General features: G+C 57.7%; 22 protein-coding genes. 10 read left to right on the top strand and 12 right to left on the bottom strand.

Annotated features, from left to right (window positions below):
- Window positions 1-149: 149 nt before the first annotated feature.
- Complete coding sequence (locus DVR09_RS05605) at window positions 150-386, bottom strand: helix-turn-helix domain-containing protein (RefSeq protein ID WP_115416072.1); 237 nt, start codon at window positions 384-386, stop codon at window positions 150-152.
- A gap of 258 nt (window positions 387-644) precedes the next feature.
- On the opposite strand from DVR09_RS05605, the gene DVR09_RS05600 reads away from it, so the two are divergent.
- The 3 genes from DVR09_RS05600 (at window position 645) to DVR09_RS05590 (ending at window position 2,742) form a co-directional block, all read left to right on the top strand.
- A complete protein-coding gene (locus tag DVR09_RS05600; RefSeq protein ID WP_162814860.1) occupies window positions 645-1,250 on the top strand; it encodes a hypothetical protein in 606 nt (201 codons plus the stop codon).
- Between the two features lie 21 nt (window positions 1,251-1,271).
- Window positions 1,272-1,742, top strand: a complete 471-nt coding sequence (locus tag DVR09_RS05595) for a hypothetical protein (RefSeq protein ID WP_115416070.1) — start codon at window positions 1,272-1,274, stop codon at window positions 1,740-1,742.
- Window positions 1,743-1,833: 91 nt separating this feature from the next.
- Window positions 1,834-2,742 carry a hypothetical protein gene (locus tag DVR09_RS05590; RefSeq protein ID WP_115416069.1) on the top strand — a complete coding sequence of 303 codons (909 nt, stop codon included), beginning with the start codon at window positions 1,834-1,836 and terminating at the stop codon, window positions 2,740-2,742.
- Between the two features lie 276 nt (window positions 2,743-3,018).
- Here DVR09_RS05590 and DVR09_RS18020 read toward each other — a convergent pair whose 3' ends face one another.
- The 11 genes from DVR09_RS18020 to DVR09_RS05530 form a co-directional block, all read right to left on the bottom strand.
- Entirely contained in the window at window positions 3,019-3,249 is a 231-nt protein-coding gene (locus tag DVR09_RS18020; protein WP_435867808.1) for a transposase, read from the bottom strand.
- Complete coding sequence (locus DVR09_RS18015; protein ID WP_435867810.1) at window positions 3,171-3,524, bottom strand: transposase; 354 nt, start codon at window positions 3,522-3,524, stop codon at window positions 3,171-3,173. The genes DVR09_RS18020 and DVR09_RS18015 overlap by 79 nt, the downstream gene beginning before the upstream one ends.
- A gap of 264 nt (window positions 3,525-3,788) precedes the next feature.
- Entirely contained in the window at window positions 3,789-5,243 is a 1,455-nt protein-coding gene (locus tag DVR09_RS05580) for a hypothetical protein (protein ID WP_115416068.1), read from the bottom strand.
- 503 nt (window positions 5,244-5,746) lie between these two features.
- The gene (locus tag DVR09_RS17105; protein WP_162814859.1) at window positions 5,747-6,238 is read right to left on the bottom strand and encodes a hypothetical protein; all 492 of its coding nucleotides are present in this window, start codon (window positions 6,236-6,238) and stop codon (window positions 5,747-5,749) included.
- Window positions 6,239-6,273: 35 nt separating this feature from the next.
- Window positions 6,274-6,909, bottom strand: coding sequence for a hypothetical protein (locus DVR09_RS05565; RefSeq protein ID WP_115416066.1), 636 nt, complete (start codon window positions 6,907-6,909; stop codon window positions 6,274-6,276).
- 248 nt (window positions 6,910-7,157) lie between these two features.
- A complete protein-coding gene (locus tag DVR09_RS05560) occupies window positions 7,158-8,492 on the bottom strand; it encodes a tyrosine-type recombinase/integrase (protein ID WP_234041567.1) in 1,335 nt (444 codons plus the stop codon).
- Window positions 8,493-8,831: 339 nt separating this feature from the next.
- Window positions 8,832-9,596: a reverse transcriptase family protein gene (locus DVR09_RS05555; protein WP_162814858.1), complete on the bottom strand. Its 765-nt coding sequence runs from the start codon at window positions 9,594-9,596 to the stop codon at window positions 8,832-8,834.
- Between the two features lie 163 nt (window positions 9,597-9,759).
- Complete coding sequence (locus DVR09_RS05550; protein ID WP_199798591.1) at window positions 9,760-10,077, bottom strand: helix-turn-helix domain-containing protein; 318 nt, start codon at window positions 10,075-10,077, stop codon at window positions 9,760-9,762.
- A gap of 21 nt (window positions 10,078-10,098) precedes the next feature.
- Entirely contained in the window at window positions 10,099-10,302 is a 204-nt protein-coding gene (locus DVR09_RS05545) for a hypothetical protein (RefSeq protein WP_115416064.1), read from the bottom strand.
- A gap of 752 nt (window positions 10,303-11,054) precedes the next feature.
- A complete protein-coding gene (locus DVR09_RS05535; protein WP_115416062.1) occupies window positions 11,055-11,975 on the bottom strand; it encodes a winged helix-turn-helix transcriptional regulator in 921 nt (306 codons plus the stop codon).
- Between the two features lie 323 nt (window positions 11,976-12,298).
- Window positions 12,299-14,626: a TonB-dependent receptor gene (locus DVR09_RS05530; RefSeq protein ID WP_115416061.1), complete on the bottom strand. Its 2,328-nt coding sequence runs from the start codon at window positions 14,624-14,626 to the stop codon at window positions 12,299-12,301.
- Between the two features lie 134 nt (window positions 14,627-14,760).
- Here DVR09_RS05530 and DVR09_RS05525 point away from each other — a divergent pair, with 134 nt between their 5' ends.
- The 7 genes from DVR09_RS05525 to DVR09_RS05495 are packed head-to-tail and all read left to right on the top strand — an operon-like array spanning window position 14,761 to window position 23,471.
- Window positions 14,761-15,711, top strand: a complete 951-nt coding sequence (locus DVR09_RS05525; RefSeq protein ID WP_234041566.1) for an NAD(P)H-dependent flavin oxidoreductase — start codon at window positions 14,761-14,763, stop codon at window positions 15,709-15,711.
- Window positions 15,712-15,716: 5 nt separating this feature from the next.
- Window positions 15,717-17,213 (top strand): carotenoid oxygenase family protein, encoded by a 1,497-nt coding sequence (locus DVR09_RS05520; protein ID WP_115416059.1) that lies wholly within the window; start codon window positions 15,717-15,719, stop codon window positions 17,211-17,213.
- Window position 17,214: 1 nt separating this feature from the next.
- Window positions 17,215-18,906, top strand: coding sequence for a class I adenylate-forming enzyme family protein (locus tag DVR09_RS05515; RefSeq protein WP_115416058.1), 1,692 nt, complete (start codon window positions 17,215-17,217; stop codon window positions 18,904-18,906).
- 4 nt (window positions 18,907-18,910) lie between these two features.
- Window positions 18,911-20,140 carry an acetyl-CoA acetyltransferase gene (locus DVR09_RS05510; protein WP_115417802.1) on the top strand — a complete coding sequence of 410 codons (1,230 nt, stop codon included), beginning with the start codon at window positions 18,911-18,913 and terminating at the stop codon, window positions 20,138-20,140.
- A 4-nt stretch (window positions 20,141-20,144) separates the two neighbouring features.
- Entirely contained in the window at window positions 20,145-21,305 is a 1,161-nt protein-coding gene (locus DVR09_RS05505; RefSeq protein ID WP_115416057.1) for an acetyl-CoA C-acyltransferase, read from the top strand.
- A 20-nt stretch (window positions 21,306-21,325) separates the two neighbouring features.
- Entirely contained in the window at window positions 21,326-23,044 is a 1,719-nt protein-coding gene (gene paaN / locus DVR09_RS05500) for a phenylacetic acid degradation protein PaaN (protein WP_115416056.1), read from the top strand.
- Window positions 23,034-23,471: a lipocalin-like domain-containing protein gene (locus DVR09_RS05495; protein ID WP_162814856.1), complete on the top strand. Its 438-nt coding sequence runs from the start codon at window positions 23,034-23,036 to the stop codon at window positions 23,469-23,471. The genes paaN and DVR09_RS05495 overlap by 11 nt, the downstream gene beginning before the upstream one ends.
- Window positions 23,472-23,491 lie beyond the last annotated feature (20 nt).

The following is a 23,491-nucleotide window of genomic DNA, read 5'->3' as shown; positions in this document are numbered from 1 at the left end:
CCATCCCCACTCACCCTGTCTGTAAATTAGCTATTTTTCTTAAAGCCAAGGGGGGGAGGCATGGAAGCGATCCAGCTCGATATGTTTGGATGACCACCTGCTTTGCCGGACAAAAAATCAAAAAACCTCGCACGCTGATTCTCCTGACTCTAGGCCGAGCATCCTGTCGGTATGCCGGAAGTTATGTCTGCAACATCGCATTGCAAAGCGAGGCATATACGGCAGAGTACAGTAAAGGTGACGTTCCGTTCGCCTCTCTCCACCGCGCCGAAATAGGATCGATCAACTCCGGCCACCAGCGCGAGTTGCTCTTGAGTCAAGCCAATGGACTTACGTTGAACACGTATCCTGTCGCCAAGTTCGCCAAGGATCGTAGCCTCGTCCATCGGCCAGCATAGGCCGCAATTGAGGTTTATCCGTCCACGGGCTATTGTATCTCATTAACTAGTTTCCACTAAACACTTCCCTTCATGAATCCGCCATTCCTGAGGGTATCAATGACTAGATCGGTAATAGTAAGACTAGTGTCACACTATCGAGAATTCCAACTCGGCGCGGCATTGGCGACCGCTGCCTTCCTCCTAGTCGCATTTTCGGCACTGACCCCCAACCTCGCTAATGCTCAAGATAGCAGTACGACCTGCATGGATATGGGCGGCGGCATGATCCACTGCAACACTATGGATATGGGAGGCAACGAGCAATACGATACTCAAGGACAGGCCGAGCTTGGGAGGGCACTCGGCAAGCTGATCTTTGGCGACAAGGAGAAGCGTTTCAAAAAAAAGATCGGCGCAATGCTTGCAGAGGGTGATTGCATCGGTGCTGCAAAGTTTGCCTATTCCGAAGGTCGCCTAGAGTTGGGCAATCAGATCGCCAGTTCGTGCAACCCACCAGGTCAAAGATCGCCCGCTCCGGCTCCTCCAGCGATCGATCCAAACAACCTAGAAGCGTCACTTCAAAGCGCTGCTGCCAGCGCCAATTCCAAAACTCCAATGCCGCTAGACGAGATCACCGAAATCACCAAAGTCGAGGCAATTGGAACGCAAATCCTCTTCACTGCCGTTGTAGATGCCACCGGGATTTCGGTAACAGAACAAGACCGTTCTCGCATTGCCAGCATGATCTGTGCCGACAGCATGTCGCCCTCAATACTCAGTGCTGGTGCTTCAGTTCGCTTTCTTTACCTCGAAAAGTCCGGTCGAGAGATTGGCGCTGTCATGGTCACACGCCAAACCTGCGGGTTTTGACTGCCAGTTGGGGGGCAAGACATGGCTACAGCTTTCACGATTGGGATACTGATTGTTTACGGTGTCTTAGCGCATTTTCTAATTGTGCTCGTTTTGAACATCGCAGGTCTACCGGGAGTTCTGCTCGCAGGGAAACCGGGAATTAGGAGCAAGCGACGTTTTATAGCTGGCTCAATTGTCTCTGCGGCTGGACAATCATACCTTTGTCTCGCCTTCACCGCATTTGTCGTCAATTGGACAATGTTGGCTATCGACCTTCAGGGTGCTAGCATCATTGCTTGGCCATTCGCGTTTCTTTGCGTAGTTTTGCCTCTCTGGATCAACTTCATTCGTGCGAGGTTAGAAGATCAGGAGCAAGAGCATGCGAACGCGCAAGTTGAAGCATTGCACATCACTGTGATTGCGACTCTGCTTGGGTTCTTCCTATTCGCGTTTTTTCCTAGTCTCATGCCAAGCCTGTACAGCTGGGTTCCTTATGTGAAAGCGTTCTAGCAAGAAAAATGGGAGCGTATCCCCTTCGCATACGTGAATTGACTCCCTGACAGGTGCGGCATAGCTTCCGCGCCACTATTCAGGGGGTTACATGGCAGAAGCTGACGTCACACTGCGCTTCGAGATCGCGGAAGGCGAGACCCCCGATGCCGACAATGTAATACGTGCATTGGCCGCATACGTGGAGATTCTGAAAACCGCTGGTGAATTGGTCGCCCCGCAACTTCAAATGGAAGTTGGGTTGGTAGGCGTTGAAGACGGTAGTGACGTCTTCAAGTTCGCCCTCCGGAGCTGTGAGAATTTCGGAGAAAGCCTAATTGAAGGTATGGGTGAATATCCGCTAGTCAGCAAAGCGGCTATCACTTTAGGGGGCCTCATTGGCGGCACGATGATTGTCATCGGTCTCGAAAACAAGTTCTCCGACGATCCTCGACTTCCTCCAGATCAGATGCAAGTATTCGAAGAGAACAATCGACTGTTGCGAGAGTCCAATGACCTCCAGAGGCGTGAGATGGAGTTTTACGGCATTCTCCAGGAGGAGCCGGCCTACAAGCAAATCGACATTATTAGACCCTATGGCGGTGGCTCAAGGCACACAGTTCCAAAGGAAGAGTTTGCTGCACGAAGCGGCCTATGGATGAGCGATGGCGGGACGGTATCAGACCCGTCCTCTCAGACCATCACCGACACCTGGAACGTAGTCCTCATCAAAGCGACGCTTGTGCCTGAGCCGAGGCGCTGGCGCTTTGCCAAGGATGGGATAGAATTCAGCGCGCTAGTGAAGGACCAAACGTTCTTGGATGCCATTCATGACCGGACATTGCCAGTCACTTTAGCTGAAGGCATAAGAATGAAAATCGAGGTCAAATACCGCGAAGATTACACCGAAGAAGGCTGGGTTCCTGTTGTCGGATCACACCGGGTGACCAAGGTCTTGCACCCACTACCGCCCGGATCGCCGATCCCGCTGTTTCCGGACGCCGGTTCGCCAAAGAAATAGGATTAGGCCGAGGAAAACGGCAGTGGCGATTGCCAACGTCCACTCGACGGAAACGCTCGCAAAGCCTATATAAGACACAATTACAGCAATGATCACGGCAAGTCCTGTCAGCCAAGAGCGGCCTGACTCGGGTTGGTGATCGTTGCTTGACATTGCGCGCTCCATGCAGCGAGAATCGCACGATGACCACCCTAAAGCAAGCTCCGAGGAGCGGAAATCTCGATCAGTTCATCGCCGAGTGTAAAGGCGAGATCGGCGACCGCGAGGCCTTCGAAGCTACTCTGCGCTCAATGGCCGGAAAGTCGAAAGAATCTCGGGTAGCGTCGTCTCCGGAAGATTGCGACGTTTGAAACGGTACTCGAATTCCTTGACGTAACTGCTCAGGTGCTTCGCGCTCACGCTGGTGTAAGTGCAGTTAATCGACCACTTTAGGTGCCGCCAGAATTTCTCGATGCCGTTGACCGTGACCGTTTCGGCGAGGCGATAGTCGAAGTAGGCATATTCCATCGCGCCATGCGCCATGCGGTCTTGTGGGTCACCCCTAGCTGACGCTGCAATTCCTTGGCGCTGACACCGTGGCGTGTGGTGTTGAACAGGTTGATTGCGTAGAACCATAGCTGCAGCAGCGTCCGCGTCTTTTCGAACGGAGTGCCTCCCGTGGGGTGCAGGTGGTGACCGCACCACTGGCAGGAATAGGCCCGCTCCGCCATGATACGATGCCTCCCGCCAGATCGCCGGCACTTGGGGCACTCGAAGCCTTCGCCAAAGCGAACGGCGAACAGATGCTGGAGGCAGGTTTCGGCGTCAGGAAATTGGCGGAGGACTTGGGCGGTAGTGAGTGGCTTGGTTATGCCCCATTGTATGCCACATTCGATTACGTATGGTAAGGCGATACACCCCTAAAGATGTCTCAGCAGCTACTGTTGTGGCTAGGCGCAGTCTCTTCCACCTGAATTTTATGAGTTCCTAGAGATGGAGTAAGAGGAGACCTACTAAGAGTTCAGTTTCCTCTATCTATCTCTCTTTGCTAGCCCCTCCTTTTCTTCTCACTTTATGACTGGTTCTACTCCAAGCCGCTTGGTGTAGGAATCGATCATCAATGCACTCAGCCGCTCCTTCTGATCCCGCTCAGTGATAAATGAGTCATGGACTGAAAGTGCCGTCCACCCCTCCTGCATCGCGGTTGAAATGATCTCGAGTGCAATGTCTGATTCCACACGCATTAGGCGAAGTCCTGCTCCTGTACCGAAAGCATCCGCAATTGGGTCGTGGTGAGCTTCGATCAGCCTCACAATTTCCGCAATAGTAAGATCAGGTGGAAGAAGAATATCGCTGGCCTGATCAGAAACATCCGGCCTCCCACGGCCATTTATGAGCACCTGCATGAGCCATTTGATACCGGTTCGGTATGTACCCGCTTTCTTACCTATTTCTTGCTCATATGCTTCGATCTCCGGCAGGCAATAGAGATCATCCTGCGGTTCAATGCCTCGCTGGTGATAGAGCATTCGAGGATGGCAATTCTTGTAGTCTAGCTCAATGGTCGGTTGACCATTGATGTGGATAGCCTTTCGCAATTCTTCGGGAACTTGCATCCACCAGCCCCCAAAGAGTCGCCCTCCTTCATCGAACCTCGGATTATCCCTGCTTCCGTTGTTAAACACCCTGTACAGGTCGCTCTTAAAGGTCTCAGGCAACCGGTACGGAGCGCCTCCGCGTTCAGAGCTAGCGTTGTAGTCGCTGAGCCATTTCCTCAGCTTGAAGCCACCACCACCTATCGAAATCTCTTGCTCGCTGTAATGGGAATTGATCGCCTTTAGCACCTCTGACCATTCGATAGTTTCAGGGGTTGGCTCGAACGCAATTGGCGAACTTCTTTGAGGCTGGACAAGCTCACCCTTGAACCTGTCGAAATACTTGTCGGGCTTCGGTTCATAGAGCTGGACCAGCTTGTCGGTCGGACCCGTCCAGTTAATCACATCAGCCTTCACTCCGGTCTCGTCTGCCAACGCCATCAAGCTTTTCGTTGGGAGATAGGAAGACACCCAGGAACGCTCGTTGTGACTGGCGGGCATCTTCTTGCCAGCGATGCGATGCAACAATCCTACTTTCACCAGCATCTTGACGGTTCGATCTAGCGCACCGTGGCGTATCCAATTCGGCTTGTCGGCGTAGGCCTCAGCGTCTGCTTTTGCGTAGTAGAGAACGGCGGGAATTTCGCGAAAGATTCTCGCCCGCATGGCATTCGCTAGAATTGCGCATACCCTTAGTGTGTGAAGCTCGAAATCAACTTTCTTCCACTTGCGCCTTCTCGGAAACGCAGCGCCGAGAATTTCCAGCACTCGATCAGTGAATGCTGAACCTACTGGTTCCTCAATTTGGATACGTTCGTCAAAAAAGACACCCTTACCCCGCAATCTCTTGAGATCGCTCTGAGAAGGCTCCTGAGAGGCCCACAGGAGCAATTGCCGCTGCTTTGCGGCATATTCTGAGTGTAACATGTCTCGACCTCCTAAGCGGCTTCAATCGCCGCTATGAAGGCTTCGACTTCTGTAGCTACGTATCGGGGATTAGAACCAATGTATCTTGGTTCGATGTTGAGAAAATGAGGCAAACCGGACTTCCGCTTATGCCGTTGGCCTCGGACCCATGAAGGGGAGAAATTTAGTCTGCGGGCGACATCCTTGTCGGTATAAAAATGGGCTTCCATTGTTAGAGTTTCCAAGAACACTGCACTTTGGGCGGTCGGGCTTTGCTCATCTCAGCCCCTGATGCCTCTTTGTCGTGCAGCGAATGAAGCGAAAAGCGAAACAAAAATCTCACCCTTCACACCAATATTATAACCGGAATCGTCAGAAAAGTCAAGATTTTCATGAACGCCATTTGAGGGGCGCGATCCTTACCAATCTCAATTGAGGGTCAAAGACTTCCAAAAGACTAGGCAAGACTTGCGGTATTAGGTGACAAACGCACAAAGCCGCCAGCGGCGCAATTCGGCAATGCCCTACCGCGATGCAGCCACGACGATAGCAAATGCGATTATGATGGCACCAATCAGAATAGCGATTGGCGTCGAAACTGCGGTGATCAAAAAATATCCAGCGTAGCCCAATGCCAGAAGCAATGCGGCTCCAACAAAGAAGCTGATTAAGCCAAATAATATTCTCGCCGCATCGCGGCCCATCTGATCCACAGTGTCTCGCTTCCACATTCTGAGGGGTTTGTCGGGACCTTCTCGCGCAGCCGCTCGAAGAGCAATTCCGCGACATCGATAGGTTAGAGCAGCAGCCAATAGGAAAATGCTCCCAAAGATCGCGCGGCGTAGCGCTACGTCCATGGATTGCAGTGTATTGGAATAAGAGAATAGGACAGTGAGGAGAATGAGGCTTGCTACCAGCCAACCAAAATATACTCCGAAGCCGATCACTGCAATTGCAACCCGATGACGAAGGTAGCCTAGTGCGGCTTCGAATGCGGTGGGATCAGAATCCTCCATATTTGTTGATATGGCGACGTGCTCTTAACTTCGGGCTAATATCCTCGTGAGCTTCGAGTCATAGCTTCCGGCTTTGCCCGCTCATGCTCCCCGCGCAGATGCATATCGCAAAACTCAATGGTGGGGCCTACCTGACAATTACTGAGGTATCCGGAAAGGGGTTTGATGGCGTCTAGCAGGCGTCCACCTCTATCCTGATAAATTTGAAGGTCGTAAAACTCGGATACGTTGTCGCGATACATATCGACCGCTCGGCAGTAATGCGAGGCGAGCTTCAACAGATTTTCTAGCCGCGATTGCAGCCGTTTCTGGTCAACGGTTTTCGGATTGACCTGCTCATCGAGGACGGAGCCAAGGGTAACACCGGTCGCTACCGGTGTGCTCAAGGCATCGGAGATGTCAGAATACAGCGCATCGAGCCAACGTAAGTGCTGGTCAGCCAGTTGCTTTTCTCGATCAAGGTCCAGTGTCTCACGCTGGAGGTGGAGTGTCCGCGCCACCGCTACCAATGCCACGAAACTAAGCAACGGCCCAGCTATTCCAGCAATGTAGGTTCCGAAACTCGCCCATTCGTTCAGGGTCGCTGGAACATCGCCGCCTCCTCCAAAATACAGAGTAACAGTAGCACCCAAAATAAGGAGGCCTACGAGGCCATAAATCAGCACGCCCATCGCTATTTCGCTCCGCCGCACGCACGCGTTCTAGGGTACGGGAATCCATTCTCCGTTTTCATCGTAGCCGCGCCTGATCTTGCTTCCACCACTGCCGTTGAACCAATGACCGCCACAATAGGAACAGCGGTAAGAGTTATTCAACCGATCTCCATCAATGCCGATGCTTCGCAGAAACTCGGATTTGGCCTGATTCTGAGTAGGCTGCGCCGCACGGCACTGACCATAGGCAAATGTGCGCTTGCTACCTAAGACCTAAGACTTGGCCTCCCAAGACTTCCACGAACTCCCTCTTCCTTCGGTTCTTCACCGCTCCCATTGCCTTTCTTTGCGGATTCCTCATCGGACCTGCGCTTTGCATTAAACGCCCTCGCTGCTGCCATGTCACCCCTGTCTACAGCGTATCGTTGAGCGAGCATTGCAGTGTTAGAATGGCCCAACCTGCTAGCAACCGCCCTCACATCGACGTTGTTGCCAACAAGGATAGTCGCATGTGTCCGCCGCAAATCATGCAGGCGAATATCGAGACCAGTTTCCTTCCAAAGCTTCGACAGGGTCCGCTTCAGCGTGGTCATAGAAATCGGGAAAAGGCGCTGATCTCCTTCTGCTCGGTCCAGCTGTTCGAGTTGAACAAGGACAGCCTTCATCTCGTCCGTACAAGTCACATGTCGAGGCCTGCTTGTCTTCGTGTTCAACACTTCAACTACAGTCGTCTCTTGATCTATCTTTCGCACGCTAGACCAAGTAAGACTCATGATTTCCGAACGACGCATTCCAGAATTGAGCGCCCAGATCAAAAACAGATTCAACCAGCCCGTAGTCTGTTGAGGAACACGCTTCTTGGCTTCCCTTTGCTCAGCTTCGATCTTCTCCGCCGTCGCTAGAATGTGTGTCCATTCGTCATCGGTAACAAACCGAAGCCTTGGTTCAATGCCGCGAATCTTGTCCGCTCTGTCTGACGGATTCCGGTCGATCAGTCCGGCCTGAACTGCATCGTTCATAATGGCGTTGAAAGTGTTGAGCTGCCGTTGAACCGATGCTGGCTTGAGATTCTTGCTTTGCTGTCCAATCCAACGGTTCACATCGCTCACAGAGATCGCGTTGAGTGCCTTTTTGCCGAATGACGGATTGAGTGCAGATTTGACGTTCCCTCGAGTAACCCCAAAACTTCTCATTGTAGGTTTGCGACGCTCCAGCCAATCCGCCGCATAGTCTGCAAAATGCGGAACTTCGTCAGCCTCCAATGGCAATCCCTTATCGGCCAGCCCTTGAAGCCTATCGCGCTCCAAGGTCAGTTCGGGCCAATCCCAAGAACTTCGTTTCCCGAGCTTGATCTCCACTGCGTCCCCAGGCGGGATCGAGCGCTTCCTGAATATCCCGCCTTTAGGTAAGGTGATTTTGACAAAGACGCTGGTTGTCTTGGCGCCTTTGTAGATGCCAATACAATCGCAGTAAGCCGCCCGCTTACCAGTCTGGGCTGGAAGTGAAGCTTCAAACTCTTCGAAACGCGCAAACCGCCGTGGCCGACCAATTGGCCTCTTCGCCGCCTTTATCGCTTTTACTGCTTTAGCCGTACCGATCACTCAACTGTCCCTCTCCATGATTGAAGTGGGGTATTGAGTGGGATATACGCGAATCTTCGGACTTTGGGCAATCTAAATCGCCCCACTGTATCCTCACCGAGAACGTTGGTAATTCCTGCTAGATGCTAATAACACCAGAAACAGTATGATATTACGACTCGCCGGATTCCAATAACGTCAATAACGAAAGAGTCGTCCTAAAACGTGTGATACCACCCTTCACACGGGTGGGGTCGCAAGTTCAATCCTTGCCGCGCCCACCATCTTTTCAGAGACTTAGCTGAATAGATGACCCCACTACCCCCGTCAGGGGTATTTTCGGGGTAGCGATCTAGCTCCTCACTCCGCTCCGGCTCCGACCTTAAGCCTCCTGCGCCGGTGAACGGCCGCGTCCTTCCGGCCGGTCCATGATGGATCCACGATGGCCGCCTCGCTGAGCTTCCCGATGAGGGAGGGAAGGACCTTCATCTTGTCCTCGACAGTGGACGCAGCCGCCTCCACCTGCTCGAGCTCGGCAATGCCCTTCGCACGGCGGTGCGGGACCTCCCGACCGCGCCGCGTCTTTGCGATGCCGGTCAGCACCCGTGGTTGACCGGGTGAGAAGGAGTTCGCCTTGTGGGCCTTCAAACCATATCGAGCGATGATCTTTCGCGCCGCCTGTTGGCACTTTCGATTGGCGAACACACCAGTAATAGACATGTCATCGACATAGACCGTGAACTCGCAACCCAGCTCGACAGCGAGCGCCGCGATTTCATCGAACATCGGCTTGTAAGCCCAAAACGACATGATGGTGCTGGCATTGCCGCCGGTCGGCAGATGACCATCGTATGTGAGCAACTGCTTAGCCCGGGCCGCCACGTCCGGCGGGTACTCGAGCACGTCCTCGAAGAAGCGCTGGACGTAGTGCGAGCTCGAGGAGGGAAAGAACTTCTTGATGTCGAGCTTGATGCAGGCCTTGTCCGCCGTGTGCGCGTTCGCATTGGTGATGTAGGAGCGGCCCTTCACACCAGAGTGGAGATAGTCGGGGGTCTCGATTTGAGCGAGCAACCGCGCAAAGCGCTGGTGAATGAGCTTGAGTTGCGGCTTCGGCTCCTCGATCATTCGCGGTGCCTTCCCTTCCACCTGGGCGAGGGGGCGGACGAGATAATTTTCGTCACCCCATCGGACCAGCCGCTCGAGCGCGGTGGGCGTCACCATGAGGATGTTTGCGAGACGGCGCGGCGAGGTCAGCCGAAAGAGAGCGCTTGCCTTGAGCGGGACCCGCTTATGCGTGCTCATGCTCGTCCCGCTCGGCCGTCACAGTCGAAATCCAATCAAGCATCTTGAGGGTCTTGCCCGCCACGAATGTGCGCGTCTTTTCCGCAGGCGAAGGGTTTGCCGCCTGTTCCGCGAAGAACATGAGAGACGACAGCGGGATGGAGAACGCATCCGCGTACTTCTCCAGCACCTCCATAGTCACCTTTTTGTCGCCGCGCTCGAGCTCGGTGATGTACGACTTCGAGAGCCCGACGCGATCTGCGGTCTGCGTCTTGTTCAGGTCATGAAACACCCGAACCAGTCGCAGCGCCTCGTTCAGCATCATGCGTCCTTTCTGTAATGACGCCTAGAAGTGACGGAACATCTCGAGGACGGCGCTGACCAGTTTCACGATGGCTTCCGCCATCTTGATCAGCGACATCAGGACAAGGCGGTTCCGCAGAACCTTATCGAGGCTCCACCGCACTGCTTTCACAATGCGCCGGACCGCCTGCCGTCCGTACTTCCACAACCCGGCGTCTGGGCTCTTTTTCGGCAAATGAGCCATCATGAGTCTCCCAGACCATCGACCGGCCGAATTGCCTGTCGATCTGCACTTGGTCCGAGAGCGGATCAGGGTTGAGGTTTTGCTTCTAGGCGCACACTGCACACAAGAAATTCGAACAAACCGAATAACTGCATACCGGGACCATCTTCGTTTCTCCGACGCCGAGACGCCGGAACGAGAGCTGGCAAAGTGGTAAAGGCCTAACTGGGACCTTCACTGGCGGCGGACCGCCATGCTTCTAGTGCATCTCCATTACCCAAACGCTGAGATTGATGTAGGTTGGCAGTTCGCCAGATACAAGCGAAAGTTCGCTGTTGGCGAACTTATCCACAACTAGACCGCATACGGGCTCGTCTCGCTCACCCGATTGGCGCAGGGGCCGCACAGCCGATGATGCGAGCCCTCGCTCTCGAAGGGCTTGCGGCACCGGAGGCAAGGCCGGGTCTCAGTCGGCATGGGCTCGCCATGCACGTCCCGGCGCTTGCGCCCCATGTGTGTCAGGCCCGCGTTGCTCAGCTTTCCCAGCCACGTCCTGTATCTGTCGCACCTCCTCGACCGTGAGCACACGTTCCCGCGAGACATAACCGAGCTCCGGCCGCTGCACCCCGGCGAGCGGGTTGGCGACAATCAATCCCCGGTCCGCTGCCCAATTGAACATCTGGGTAGGTGCGTCGGCATACACCGCTCAGCCTTTCATCAACGGATGAGCGGCGTTCATCCAGCACGTTGCGGTCATCTCGACAGCGAGATCGGTTTCATGCGGTCTGGAAGGTAACTTCGTCCAATTGCAATGGATGCCCGCAATGATCGCACGCCATCACCATCTCCAGCGGATTGTCGCACGGCTTGTGCGAGAGCAGCAAGGGAGGGCCTTTCGCGTCGGCGTAGTAGCGGTCCCCCCACTGCAGTAAGGAAAGGATGACCGGGTAGAGCGCCCTTCCCTTGGCGGTCAGCCGGTATTCCTGCCGTGGAGGGTGATCGGTGTATCGCCGCGAGGTCAGAATGCCCGCCTCCATCAATTCGGAGATGCGGCCCGACAGGATATTCGGGGCCATCTGCGTATCCTGCTGGATCTGTTCAAAGCGATGAAATCCGGAAAACATGGCTCGCACGATCAGGGTCGACCAGCGATCCCCGAACAAGGCAATGACCGTATCCACCAGCGCGGCCTTGTCGCGGCGATCTGTCACGCCCTTCGAGGGGCGCCGCCGCGCGCTGTAATGCGGCACGACCTGGACAAGGCCTGGCCCCGGTTTCCAATCGACATCTCGCGGGTCGATCTCCTGGCCACAACAGGAACAGTTTGCATGCGGTTCCACCACATGGCCGCAGCTTGCATGAACCAGTTGGACGGAAAAGCCGCGTTGCCCACTCTCCCATTCGTGCTGCCAACCGACCATGGCGAGCGCAACGGGAAACAATGCGCGCCCTTTCTCGGTCAGGTGGTAGCGGCTGTGCCGTTTGTGTTCCACCGGTCGCTTCGACAGACATTCCTCGGCGACCAGTTTTTTCAGGCGATCACTCACCACGGAGCGTGGGACGCCTGTTTCTTCGACGAAGCTCTGAAACGTCTTGGTGCCGAGAAACGCCCGCTCCATTATCAACAGGACCGGGACATCGCCGACGACCTCCAGCGCACGCCATATTGAGCACGCCCTGATCGTTTCCTGCTTCATTTCTGCCTCGATGCGCTCAATTGGTGTTGTTCATTCTCTTTGCACGAGAGGATCGGCAATAGCCTGGTAGGCTGACAAACTCACTCCGTCGATATACGCATCGGCTGCCACTGGAGCGGATGCAAGCTTTACAACGACCATCTCCGTCGCCGGATCGCTATGGACAGCACCGAGCTCGTCGCGAGACCTTGTCGGGAGGCTGCCCCGAAAAGTGTCCCCCGGCCGCAGGCTGGCGGCTGTAAACAGGCCCTGCCGTGCGCGCAGCTTAGCGGGGGAGTCCCGCCAAGCTGCGGCTGGCACGGGACTGGGCCAATCTTCATGTGTCAGAATGTCAAATCGAATTGCAGTGCGATATTGCGCGGCCGATCATAAATGGCGTTGTAGGCGATGCCCGTCCCGCCCGTGATGGTGGTGGCCAAGGGCAAGGCGCCGGCAGTCTGCATGATCCGCTCATTGGTTAGATTGCGGCCGATCAGGGCAATCGTCCAGTTATCATCGACATGGCCGAGCGAGAGCCGAGCGCCCATCTTCACATAGCCATCTTGCTTGGTACGCGGATCGAGGTTGGCCGCGGCAATATAGCTGCTCGAAAAATCGGCGTTGAGATTGACGCCCAGTTTCAGATTGCCGCCGATCTCGTGATTGAAATCGCCGTTGAGATTGCCTGACCATTCCGGCGTAAGGGCATTGCGCTTGCCCGAATAGCTGCAGAAGCCGCCATTATCCGGCACCTGCTGGAAATAGCACTGGCCGAGCGGAAAATCGGTGAATTCGAAATCGAGATAGGCGACTGCCGCGCTCAGGGTGAAGTGCTCGTCCAGCGCCCAGCGCATGTCCGCCTCGACACCCTGCGTCGTCGCGCCCGAGGCGTTCTTGACGTTGAAGTTGAGTACGCCGTCGAACACGTTGGTCTGCAGATCGCTATACTTCGTGCGATAGGCCGAGAGGTTAAACGCCAGGTCGCGGGTCTGGTATTTCAGCCCCACTTCGACGTTGTCGGCCCGCTCGTCACCGAACTCGAATGCGCCGGGTGAAGCGACGGTGGTCGAGCTGGGCAGCGAATTGCCGCGAGCGTCGAAACCGCCGGCCTTGGATCCGCGCGCGAACGACGCGTAAAGCATCAAGGCGTCGGTCACGTCATACTGGATATTGGCCATCGGGTTGAACGAGCTTTCGCTCAGCTTGCCCGATATGGTGTGCGCCTCGATGTTAAGGGCACGGAACGTTCCGATCACGACCGGATCGATGATCGGCGGGGTGGCGGCGAGGCTGAGCGGCCCACGATTGATCTCGAGGGCGCGGCTACCTGTCTTGCTCTCGTGATTGAAGCGGGCTCCCACGGTGATACGCAGATCGTCGGTGAGAGAATATTCGCCCTGGGCGAAGACGGAATACAAGTCCGACTTTTGCGAATAGTCGCGGTCGTTGGAGGTATCGCCCAACGCCCTGAACGGCGTTCCGAAGAAGAACGGATTGAACTGCACGTGATCGGTCACGCCCAGCTTGGTGTTCTGGTAATAGACGCCGGCGATGTAGTTGAAAGCCCGATCGCCCGGCGAGGCGATCCGCAGTTCCTGCGAAAACTGGCGATAGTCTTCCGATTGGGCAGTGCCGTCGAGCAAGGGGAGATTGGTGAAGTCGACGTCGATCGTCTCCTCGACATCGTAGTCGAGATAGCCCGTCACCGAGGTAAGCGTATGATCCCCCAGCTCCAGATTGGCGTTGACCACAGCGTTGAATATCTTGTTGCGGCTCTCGTAACCTCCGTCGGCCCGGACATAATCCTCATCCGTTTCCACGAATAGCGGCCCCGCAAATACAAGGCTGTAACTTCCTGCCGGACCGAATGCCTCGCGCGGCTGCCCTTTCGTCTTGAAATCGGCATATTCGACCTTCAGGTCGGCTGACAGGGGGCTATCGCCCTCGAAAGCCAACATCCCGCGCACGAAGGCTTCGCGGACGTTGGGTTCGTTGCGATCCTGCCGCGTATTGTAGAAGTAGCCGTCCATGTCGCGGTAATATCCCACGACGCGCGCGCCGACCGTGTCGGAGATCGGCCCGGAAACGACGCCCGTAACACGCGTTTCCTCATGCTCGAATTCGTAGCTCGCGCTGAGCGATCCTTCGAAATGGTCGGCCGGACGGCGGCTCACCACATTCACAGCACCGGCAATGGCGTTCTTGCCGAAAAGCGTTGGCTGTGGCCCGCGCAGGACCTCGACCCGCTGCAGATCGACCAGAGGCATGCGGCTCAACTGGTCGCGCCCGTAGTAAATGCCGTCGACGAACATTGCCACGGATTGTTCGAAGCCCTTGTTGTCGCCCGAGGCGATGCCGCGAATGGCAATGCGGTTTGCGATGGCCGTCTGGGTGATCTTGAGATTGGGGATCGACGACGAGACCGATTCCAGATTGGCCTGGCCATAGGACTCGATCGCTTCACCGGTAACTGCCGAAATCGAAATCGGAACGTCGGAAAGCCCCTGTTCGCGTTTTTGCGCCGTGACAACAATGACGTCCAGACCACCGGCCTCCTCGACATCCTCGGCCCCGTCACCTCCCGTAGCAGCCACGAGATTGTCTTGCGCAAGGATATGTCCCGGTGCTGCGAAAGCGGTCCCGGCCAGCAGAATTTTGACGATTGATCTCATGACTCTCTCCCGTTCTGGACTGTTGCGATGCGCCCGTGTCGGATCGACTATTGCAACTGCCGATTTAGTATGTTTATACAAGTTAGTATGACTACGCAACTCTCAACAGGCGGTTTTCTCAAAGGAGCGATCTGGTGAACAGGCTCCCAGCCCGACTGACGCGCAATTTGCGCATCCCGGCGATTGCCGCGCCTATGTTTCTCGTATCGGGACCGGACATGGTCGTCGCCGCATCGCGTGCCGGCATGATCGGATCGTTCCCTACGCCCAATGCGCGGACGCCCGAGATTCTCGACCAGTGGCTCGAGACAATCACCGACGCTCTCGGCGCCGACCCGCAAGCGGCGGCGTGGGCGGCGAATCTCGTGGTGCACCCTTCGAACGATCGGTTGTCCGCTGATCTGGACCTTGTGGTCCGGTACGAGGCCCCGCTGGTCATCACCGCACTGGGCAGCCCGAGCCGGGTAGTTGATCGGGTCCATGGCTATGGGGGCCTGGTATTCGCGGACGTCAACTCGGTCGGTTTCGCGCGAAAGGCGGCGATGGCTGGAGTCGACGGGCTGGTGCTGGTAGCATCGGGTGCCGGAGGACACACCGGACAGACCGCCGGATTTGCCTTCGTCGAGGAAGTTCGGCGCTTCTGGGATGGGCCGATCGTGCTGGGTGGAGCGATTTCGACCGGGCATGCAATTCGTGCTGCTGAAATATTGGGGGCGGACCTCGCCTATCTCGGGACGGCGCTGATCGCCTGCCGGGAAAGCATGGCTGCGGATGCCTACAAGCAAATGGTGGTAGAAGCCGGGGCCGATCAGATCGTGCCATCGAAGGGCATCACCGGCGTAACCGCCAACTGGCTCAGGGACAGCCTGATCGCGGCGGGGCATGATCCCGACAACATGCCGGAGGACAAGAAGCCCAATTTCGAGAATGCACAGGACGACGCCAAGGCGTGGAAGAACGTGTGGTCCGCCGGCCAGGGTGTCGGCGCAGTTGAAGCCATCGAGCCTGTCGGTGCAATCGTTGAGCGGTTGCAAGACGAATATCAAATCGCGGCGCAGATGCCGCCGTTCCAGATCGAGGAGTGAGACAAATGCCTGCGGAACTGGTTGAAACCATCAAGACTACGATCCAGCCCAACGATCATCCCTATATGAAGGGAGCCTGGCGCCCGACATTCAACGAATGGAATGCGACCTTTGCCGATGGCGAGGCCGAAGTGATCGGCGAGATCCCGAAGGATATCGACGGGGTCTATGTTCGTACCGGAGAGAACCAGGTTCACGAACCGATCGGGCGCTATCACCCTTTCGATGGCGACGGCTTTGTCCATTCGATCAGTTTCAAGGATGGCAAGGCGAGTTATCGCAGCCGGTTCGTGCGCACCAAGGGCTTCGAAGCCGAACGGGAAGCCGGGCGCTCGCTATGGGCCGGACTGATGGAGCCACCGCACAAATCCACGCGCCCCGGCTGGGGTGCGCAGGAATGGCTCAAAGACAGTTCCTCGACCGATGTCGTGGTGCATGCGGGCAAAATCCTCTCGACCTTCTATCAATGCGGCGAGGGATATCGCCTCGATCCGTTCACCATGGAACAGTTCGGCACCGAAGGCTGGGTTCCAGTCGACGGAATTTCCGCTCACACCAAACTCGATGAGGCGACCGGCGAGCTACTGTTCTTCAACTACTCGAAGCACGCGCCCTACATGCATTATGGCGTGGTCGGACCCGACAACAAGCTGAAGCACTATGTTCCGATCCCGCTGCCCGGGCCACGCCTGCCGCATGACATGTGCTTCACCGAAAACTACTCGATCCTCAACGACATGCCCTTGTTCTGGAACGAGGAACTGCTCGAGCGCAATGTCCATGCGGTCGAGTTCCATCCGGAAATGAAGACACGTTTCGCGATTATCCCGCGTTATGGTCGGCCGGAGGATATCCGCTGGTTCGAGGCCGAGCCGACCTACACATTGCACTGGCTCAACGCCTATGAGGAAGGCGACGAGATCGTGCTCGACGGATATTTCCAGGAAGAGCCGCAACCCAAGAGCTATCCCGACGCGCCCGAGGGGCTCGAACGGATGATGGCCTATCTCAGCCAGGGCCTGATGAAGCCCAAGCTCCACCGCTGGCGCTTCAACATGAAAACCGGCGAGACCGTGGAGCAACGCCTGGACGACCGCATCCTCGAATTCGGCATGATCAACCAGAGATACGCCGGGCGGAAGTACCGCTATGCCTATAGCGCGATTCCGGAACCCTATTGGTTCCTGTTCAAGGGAATCGTGAAACACGACCTCGAGACCGGCGAGAGCTGGAGCTATGAGTTGGGCGAAGGCCGTTATGCTAGCGAAAGCCCTTTTGTCCCCCGCATCGGCGCCAAGGACGAGGATGATGGCTACATCATTTCCTACGTCTCCGATGTGAATGCGGACCAATCCGAATGCATCCTCCTCGATGCGAAAGATATCGAGGCAGGTCCGGTCTGCCGCATCATCCTGCCGGAAAGGATCTGTTCGGGTACGCATTCGACCTGGGCCAATGGCAGCGATATCGGCATGCCGGAAAACAGCGTGCTCGCGGCCTGATATGGTCACGGCGACGAAGGACAAGCGGCAGCTTTACCGCGAACAGGGCTGGTGGGGTGACACGACCCTAGCGGATATGTTTCGCGCCAATGCCGGAATCCATCCCGAACGGCTGGCGCTCGTGGACCCGCCGAACCGCGCCGTTTTCGCATTCGGAGAGCCGCAGCGGCTAACCTATGCGCAGATGCTTGCGGAAACCGAGCGACTGGCCGGTGCCCTGCTGGCGAATGGCATTGGCAAGGACGATGTGATCATGGTCCAGTTGCCCAATATCAGCGAGTTCGTGAACCTGTATTTCGCCGCCGCAACGATCGGCGCGGTCGTGAGCCCGGCGGCGGTCCAGTATCGCAGCCATGAACTCTCGGAGATGTATCGCATCGCCAAGCCGAGTGCATTCGTCTGCGCAACCCGCTTCAAGGGCAACGATCATCTCTCGACCGCGCGCAAGGTGATTGGCGCGGGGTGCCAGATCATGACCTTCGGGCCTGATGCGCCCGATGACACGGTCGATCTCAGCGCCGCCCGGGCCGACCCGGGATTGCTCGCGGCACATCGAAAGACACATCGTGTCGACGCCGACGATGTATTCACGATCTGCTGGACGTCAGGCACCACCGGCACCCCTAAAGGCGTGCCGCGCAGCCATAATCACTGGATTGCAATCGCACCGGGGACGTACCAGCCTTCGGGGCTACGGGATGGCGACGTGATGCTCAATCCGTTCCCGCTTATCAACATGGCCAGCATCGGCGGGGTGACGATGAGCTGGCTGCGCGTCTGCGGCACCATGGTGCTGCACCACCCCTTCGATCCGCAGGTATTTCTCGGCCAGATCGCGACGGAACGCCCGCAATTCACCATCGCGCCGCCTGCCGTGCTCAATATGCTGCTCCAGAACGAGGAGCTGCTGGCGAAGGTGGATCTTTCCAGCCTGCGTACTATCGGTTCGGGGTCGGCCCCGCTGGCCCCATCCATGGTCAGCGGCTTTCAGGAACGCTTTGGAATCATGGTCGTCAACCTGTTCGGCTCGAACGAGGGAATGTCGCTCGTCACCGGCCCCGAGGCGGTTCCCGATCCGGTCGAGCGCGCCAGCTATTTTCCGCGCGAAATGGTGCTGGAGCCGATGCTGGGCGGCACCGCGGCGGCAATGGCCGAAACGCGGCTGGTTTCAATCGGTGACGGCAGCGAGATCACCGAAATGGGCGTACCGGGAGAGCTGGAGATTCGCGGGCCGTCAGTGTTCGAAGGCTACCACGACGCGCCCGAGCAAACCGAGGCGGCATTCACCCAAGACGGGTTCTTCCGTACCGGCGATCTTTTCGAGATCGCGGGCGATGGGCGTTTCTATCGCTTTGTCGGTCGCTGCAAGGATCTGATCATTCGCGGCGGTGTGAATATCGCTCCGGAAGAGATCGATCAGTTGCTCGGCGGGCATCCGCTATTGGCGGAGGCCTGTGCCTTCTCCCTGCCCGATCCGGTGATGGGGGAGCGAATTGGGCTGGCCTATGTGCCGCGCGAAGACCGGGAAATCACACTCGAGGAGGTTACGGACTTCCTGCGCGAGAAGGATCTGGCCGTGTTTAAACTGCCGGAGCGGATGTACCGCTTTGAAGCCCTGCCGCGCAACGTCACGAACAAGGCGATGCGCAGCGAAGTGCGCGAGCATGCCCTTGGATCACGGGAAGGAGCATAGCGATATGACTGGCGAAGTTTTCGTTCTGGGGGGAGCGCAGAGCGATTTCGCGCGGAACATGGAACGCGAGGGTAACGGCATGTTCGACCTGTTCCGTGAAGTGGCCGAGGCCTCGTTTGCGGCGACCGGTGTCGAGCCCGCCGAAGTGGACACCGCGCATGTCGGCAATTTTGTGGGCGAACTGTTTACCGGGCAAGGTCAGCTCGGCGGCTTCTTCGGTCATGTTCATCCCGATTTGGCCGGTGTCCCCGCATCGCGGCACGAGGCTGCCTGCGCATCGGGCAGCATCGCTATCCTGGCCGCATCGGCGGAAATCGAGGCCGGACGCTACGATCTCGCGCTCGTGCTCGGGATCGAGCTCATGCGCAATGTACCCGGGCAGACGGCAGCGGAGCATCTGGGGGCGGCGGCGTGGGTCGGGCAGGAAGCGAACGAGGCTCGCTATCTGTGGCCCTGGATGTTCTCCAGGGTTGAAGAGGAGTACGAGAAGCGACACGGAATCGACCGTGCCCACTTGCGCGCGATCTCGGAAAACAACTTCGCCAATGGCAAGCGCAATCCCAATGCGCAAACGCGCGGTTGGGCGATCACCGATGAGCATTTGGGAGAGAATGACGAGGTGAACCCGCGCATCGAAGGCCGGTTGCGCAAATCCGATTGCGGTCAGGTGACCGATGGGGCAGCGGCGATCTTTCTCGCCTCGCGCGCATACGCAGAAAAATGGGCGAAGCGTCGCGGCATTGCGCTGGAATCCGTGCCGCGGATCAAGGGGTGGGGCCACACCACCGCACCGCTCATGTATCAGCGCAAAATCAACGACAGCAAGGGACAGCCCTACGTTTTTCCCTTTGTCCGCAAGGCCATGATGGATGCGCTGGGTCGCGCCGGGCTGGCAGATGTCTATGCGTGCGACGGTGTCGAAGTGCACGATTGCTTCTCGATAACCGAGTATATGGCGATCGACCATTTCGGGATCACACCGCCGGGTGAAAGCTGGCGCGCGATCGAGGATGGCACAATCGCTCTCGGCGGGAAAGTGCCGGTCAACGCCTCGGGCGGGCTGATCGGAACCGGCCATCCGGTGGGCGCGACGGGCGTTCGCATGATGCTCGATAGCTGGCGGCAGGTCACCGGCAATGCCGGAGACTACCAGATCGATGGCGCGCGCAACATCGCGACCTTCAATGTCGGCGGCAGCGCTACGACCGCGTGCAGCTTCGTTGTCGGATTCTGATGACATGGAAGGAGTATTCATCCACGACGCGCTTCGTACCCCGCGCGGAAAAGCGAAAGAAGGCGGTGGGCTTGCCGCTCTCAGTCCACAGGAGCTCGTCCGCCAGCAGATCGATGCCCTGGAGCAGCGTTGCGGCACACATGCACGCGCTCCCGATTCCCTCATGCTTGGCTGTGTTGGCCAGGCCGATGATCAGGGCGGACATATCGCGCTTATCGCCAAGCTGCATGCGGGGCTGCCTGACGATACCGCCGCGATCTCGCTCAACAATTACTGCGCTTCGGGCCTGACGGCGATCGGGCAAGGAGCCAGCCTGGTCGCGAGCGGGCAAGCCCAAGGCGTGCTCGCCGGCGGCGTCGAATGCATGAGCCGCGTTCCCTTTATGGGCGACCGAGCAGCCTATTACGGCGATGCATCCCTTCCGCTCCGCGCGCGTTATATCCCGGTTGTGCTGGCGGCGGACCGATTGGCCAATGCCGAGGGGATCAAGCGGGAAGAACTCGATGCCGTTGCCCTCGCCTCCCAGCAAAAGGCCGCCGCTGCGGAAAATGATCCGGCGCTACAACGCTCGCGTATCGCAACCGGAACGCTCGATGGCGAAGAGTGTATACGCCCCGGCACGGATGACGAATCTCTGGCCGCGATGCCGCCCGGATTTGGTGCCCTTCAAGAGCACTATGGCGAAGCCTTGGGGAATGAGCATTTCAAGCCGCTCCACACGATAGGACACGCTCCGCCCGTCTGCGACGGAGCCGCCCTGGCTCTGGTCGGCAGACGCGAACTGAGTGAAAGCCCGCGCGCCCGCATTGTCGCCTATGCCGAATGCGGGGGCGACCCTGCCGCTTCGCTTACCGCAGGGCTGGCCTCGATGGACAAGGCATTGGAACGCGCCGGCATGACGCTCGATGACATGGACCGGATCGAGTTCATGGAGTCGTTTGCGGTGACGATCGCCAAATTCCTGCGCGACCGCAGACCCGATCCGGCAAAGGTGAATGTCAGCGGGGGGCACATCGCCAAGGGGCATCCGCTCGGCGCAAGCGGCGCGATCCTGACTTCGACCCTGCTGGACACGCTCGACGCGGTCGACGGAACGCTCGGCCTGGTGGTGGTCACCGGCGCTTCGGGCACCGGCGCGGCGATGGTGGTCGAACGACTCAACTGAAGAGCTGATGGAATCCTGAAATGACCGAAACGCTTGAGCACCTCATCGCTCGCCATGCTACAACACTCGATGCAGCGATCGACGCTATCGAGACTCGCAAGAACTGGAGCCCGTTTCGCGATTCTCCCAGCTCGAAATTTCATGCGCCGGGGAAACCCGGGGCTGGCAAGGCTGCATTCGAAACGCTGCTCGGCAAACCGTTCGACCTTCAGCAACCGGGCACGATCGGGCAGCTCGGTTCGGAGGTATCGCCCTTCACGCGGCAACCGCTGGGGATCACCTACCCTCAGGGCGATCCGGCTACCCTGATCGAAGCGGCACAGGCGGCGATGCCGGCATGGCGCAAAACCGCATCGAAGGCGCGCATCGCCTTGTGCCTGGAGATGGCGGAGCGGATTTACGATCGCAATTTCGAGATGGCGCATTCCGTGATGCACGTCGCGGGGCAAAGCTACACACAAGCGTTCAGCGGCAGCGGTCCGAACGCGCTAGATCGCGGGATCGAGGCGCTGGCCTATGCCGCCAAGGCAATGCGCGACGTATCGCCTTCGGCCAGATGGGAGCGGACCTTCGGCAAGGAAGATGTCGTGCTCGACAAGCAATACACGCTGGTGCCGCGCGGTATCGGACTGGTAATCTGCTGCGCGTCGTTCCCGACCTGGAATGCTTATCCGGCGATGTTCGCAAGCCTCGCAACGGGCAACCCGGTAATCGTCAAGCCACACCCGATCGCGATCCTGCCAATGGCCATTGCGGTGCAGGAATGTCGCCGCGTGCTGGCCGATTTCGGTTGCGATCCGAATTTGGTGACACTGGCGGTCGATACGTTGGAGCACCCCGTCGCACAGGAATTCATAGATCATCCCGCCGTTCAAATCGTCGATTTCACCGGAAGCCCGCGTTACGGCAGCCATCTCGAGCGAACCCTTACCGGCAAGCTGCTTTTCACCGAGACGGCAGGCATCAATTCGGTTGTCCTCGAAAGCTGCGAAGACCTTGCCGAGACAGCCAAGGCAATCGCGCGGGCAACCTGTCTGTTTTCCGCGCAAATGTGCACCAGCCCGCAGAACATCTATGTTCCCAGGAAAGGTTTCACGACGGCAACGGGGCCTGTTTCGTTCGACGATGTGGCGCAGGCGCTGGTTGCGGCGGTCGACGAAATCGCAGAGCATCCGGCCATGGCCGCCGGGATCATGGGCGCTGTGCAGGCCGAGCCAAGTTGCGATATCGTTCGACGACTGGAAAAAGAGGCTGAGGGACATCGCACTGCAAAGGTGCTGCGCCGCCCCACCCCCTATGAACATCCGGACTTCCCCGATGCCCGCACAATGACACCGCTGATCGTCGCGCTCCCGGCCGACAATGCAGCGCTCTATGCCGAGGAACATTTCGGGCCGGTGATGTTTATCATCGCAGCCGAATCCGGTGACGACGCGGTCGAGGAAGCAACGCAGCTAGTGCGCGAACACGGCGCCATATCGTCCTACCTCTATTCGACCGACGAGGCTTTCATCGCCCGTTCGCTGGATGCCTATACGGTTTCGGGCATGAATCTTTCGATCAACCTCCACGGCGCGATGTGGGCGAATTTCGCAGCCGCTTATAGCGACTACCATGTGACTGGGCTCAACCCGGCCGGCAATGCCTGCCTTGCCGACCTTGCCTTCGTCGCCGGTCGGTTCCGCATCGTCCAGAGCCGCCGACCGGCCACGCGTGAGGAGGTGGCCGATGCCGCATAAACCGGAAGACTTCATCGGGGCATGGAAGCTGGTCGACTGGCGGATCGAATATGATGACGGCGGCGTGACGCGCCCGTTCGGAGAGCGGGCACAGGGCTATATCGTCTATTCGGCGGATGGCACGATGACCGCCAGCATTGCCAAAGGGGACCGGCAGAAATTCGGTATTGCCAATGCCCGCAATGCCGCTTCCGCGCAAAAGTCGGCCGCCTTCGACAGCTATTTCCACTATGCCGGCCCATGGCGGATCGAAGGGGAAGAGGTCGTGCATGAGGTCGCCATGTCGCTTAATCCCGACATGACCGGAACCGAACAGCGTCGGCTGGCGCAGTTCGACGGTCAGGGAGGGCTTATCCTATCGGCTTACGAAGACATCGGCCAGGGCAGATCCCGCCACCACATTTTGCAATGGAGTAGCGCGGCATAGTAGCGCTTCGAAACTTCGCG

The sequence above is a fragment of the Erythrobacter aureus genome (genome assembly GCF_003355455.1).
Classification (GTDB): Bacteria; Pseudomonadota; Alphaproteobacteria; order Sphingomonadales; family Sphingomonadaceae; genus Qipengyuania; species Qipengyuania aurea.
The sequence above is the reverse complement of the archived record's forward strand: the minus strand, read 5'-3'. Positions and strand labels throughout refer to the sequence as shown.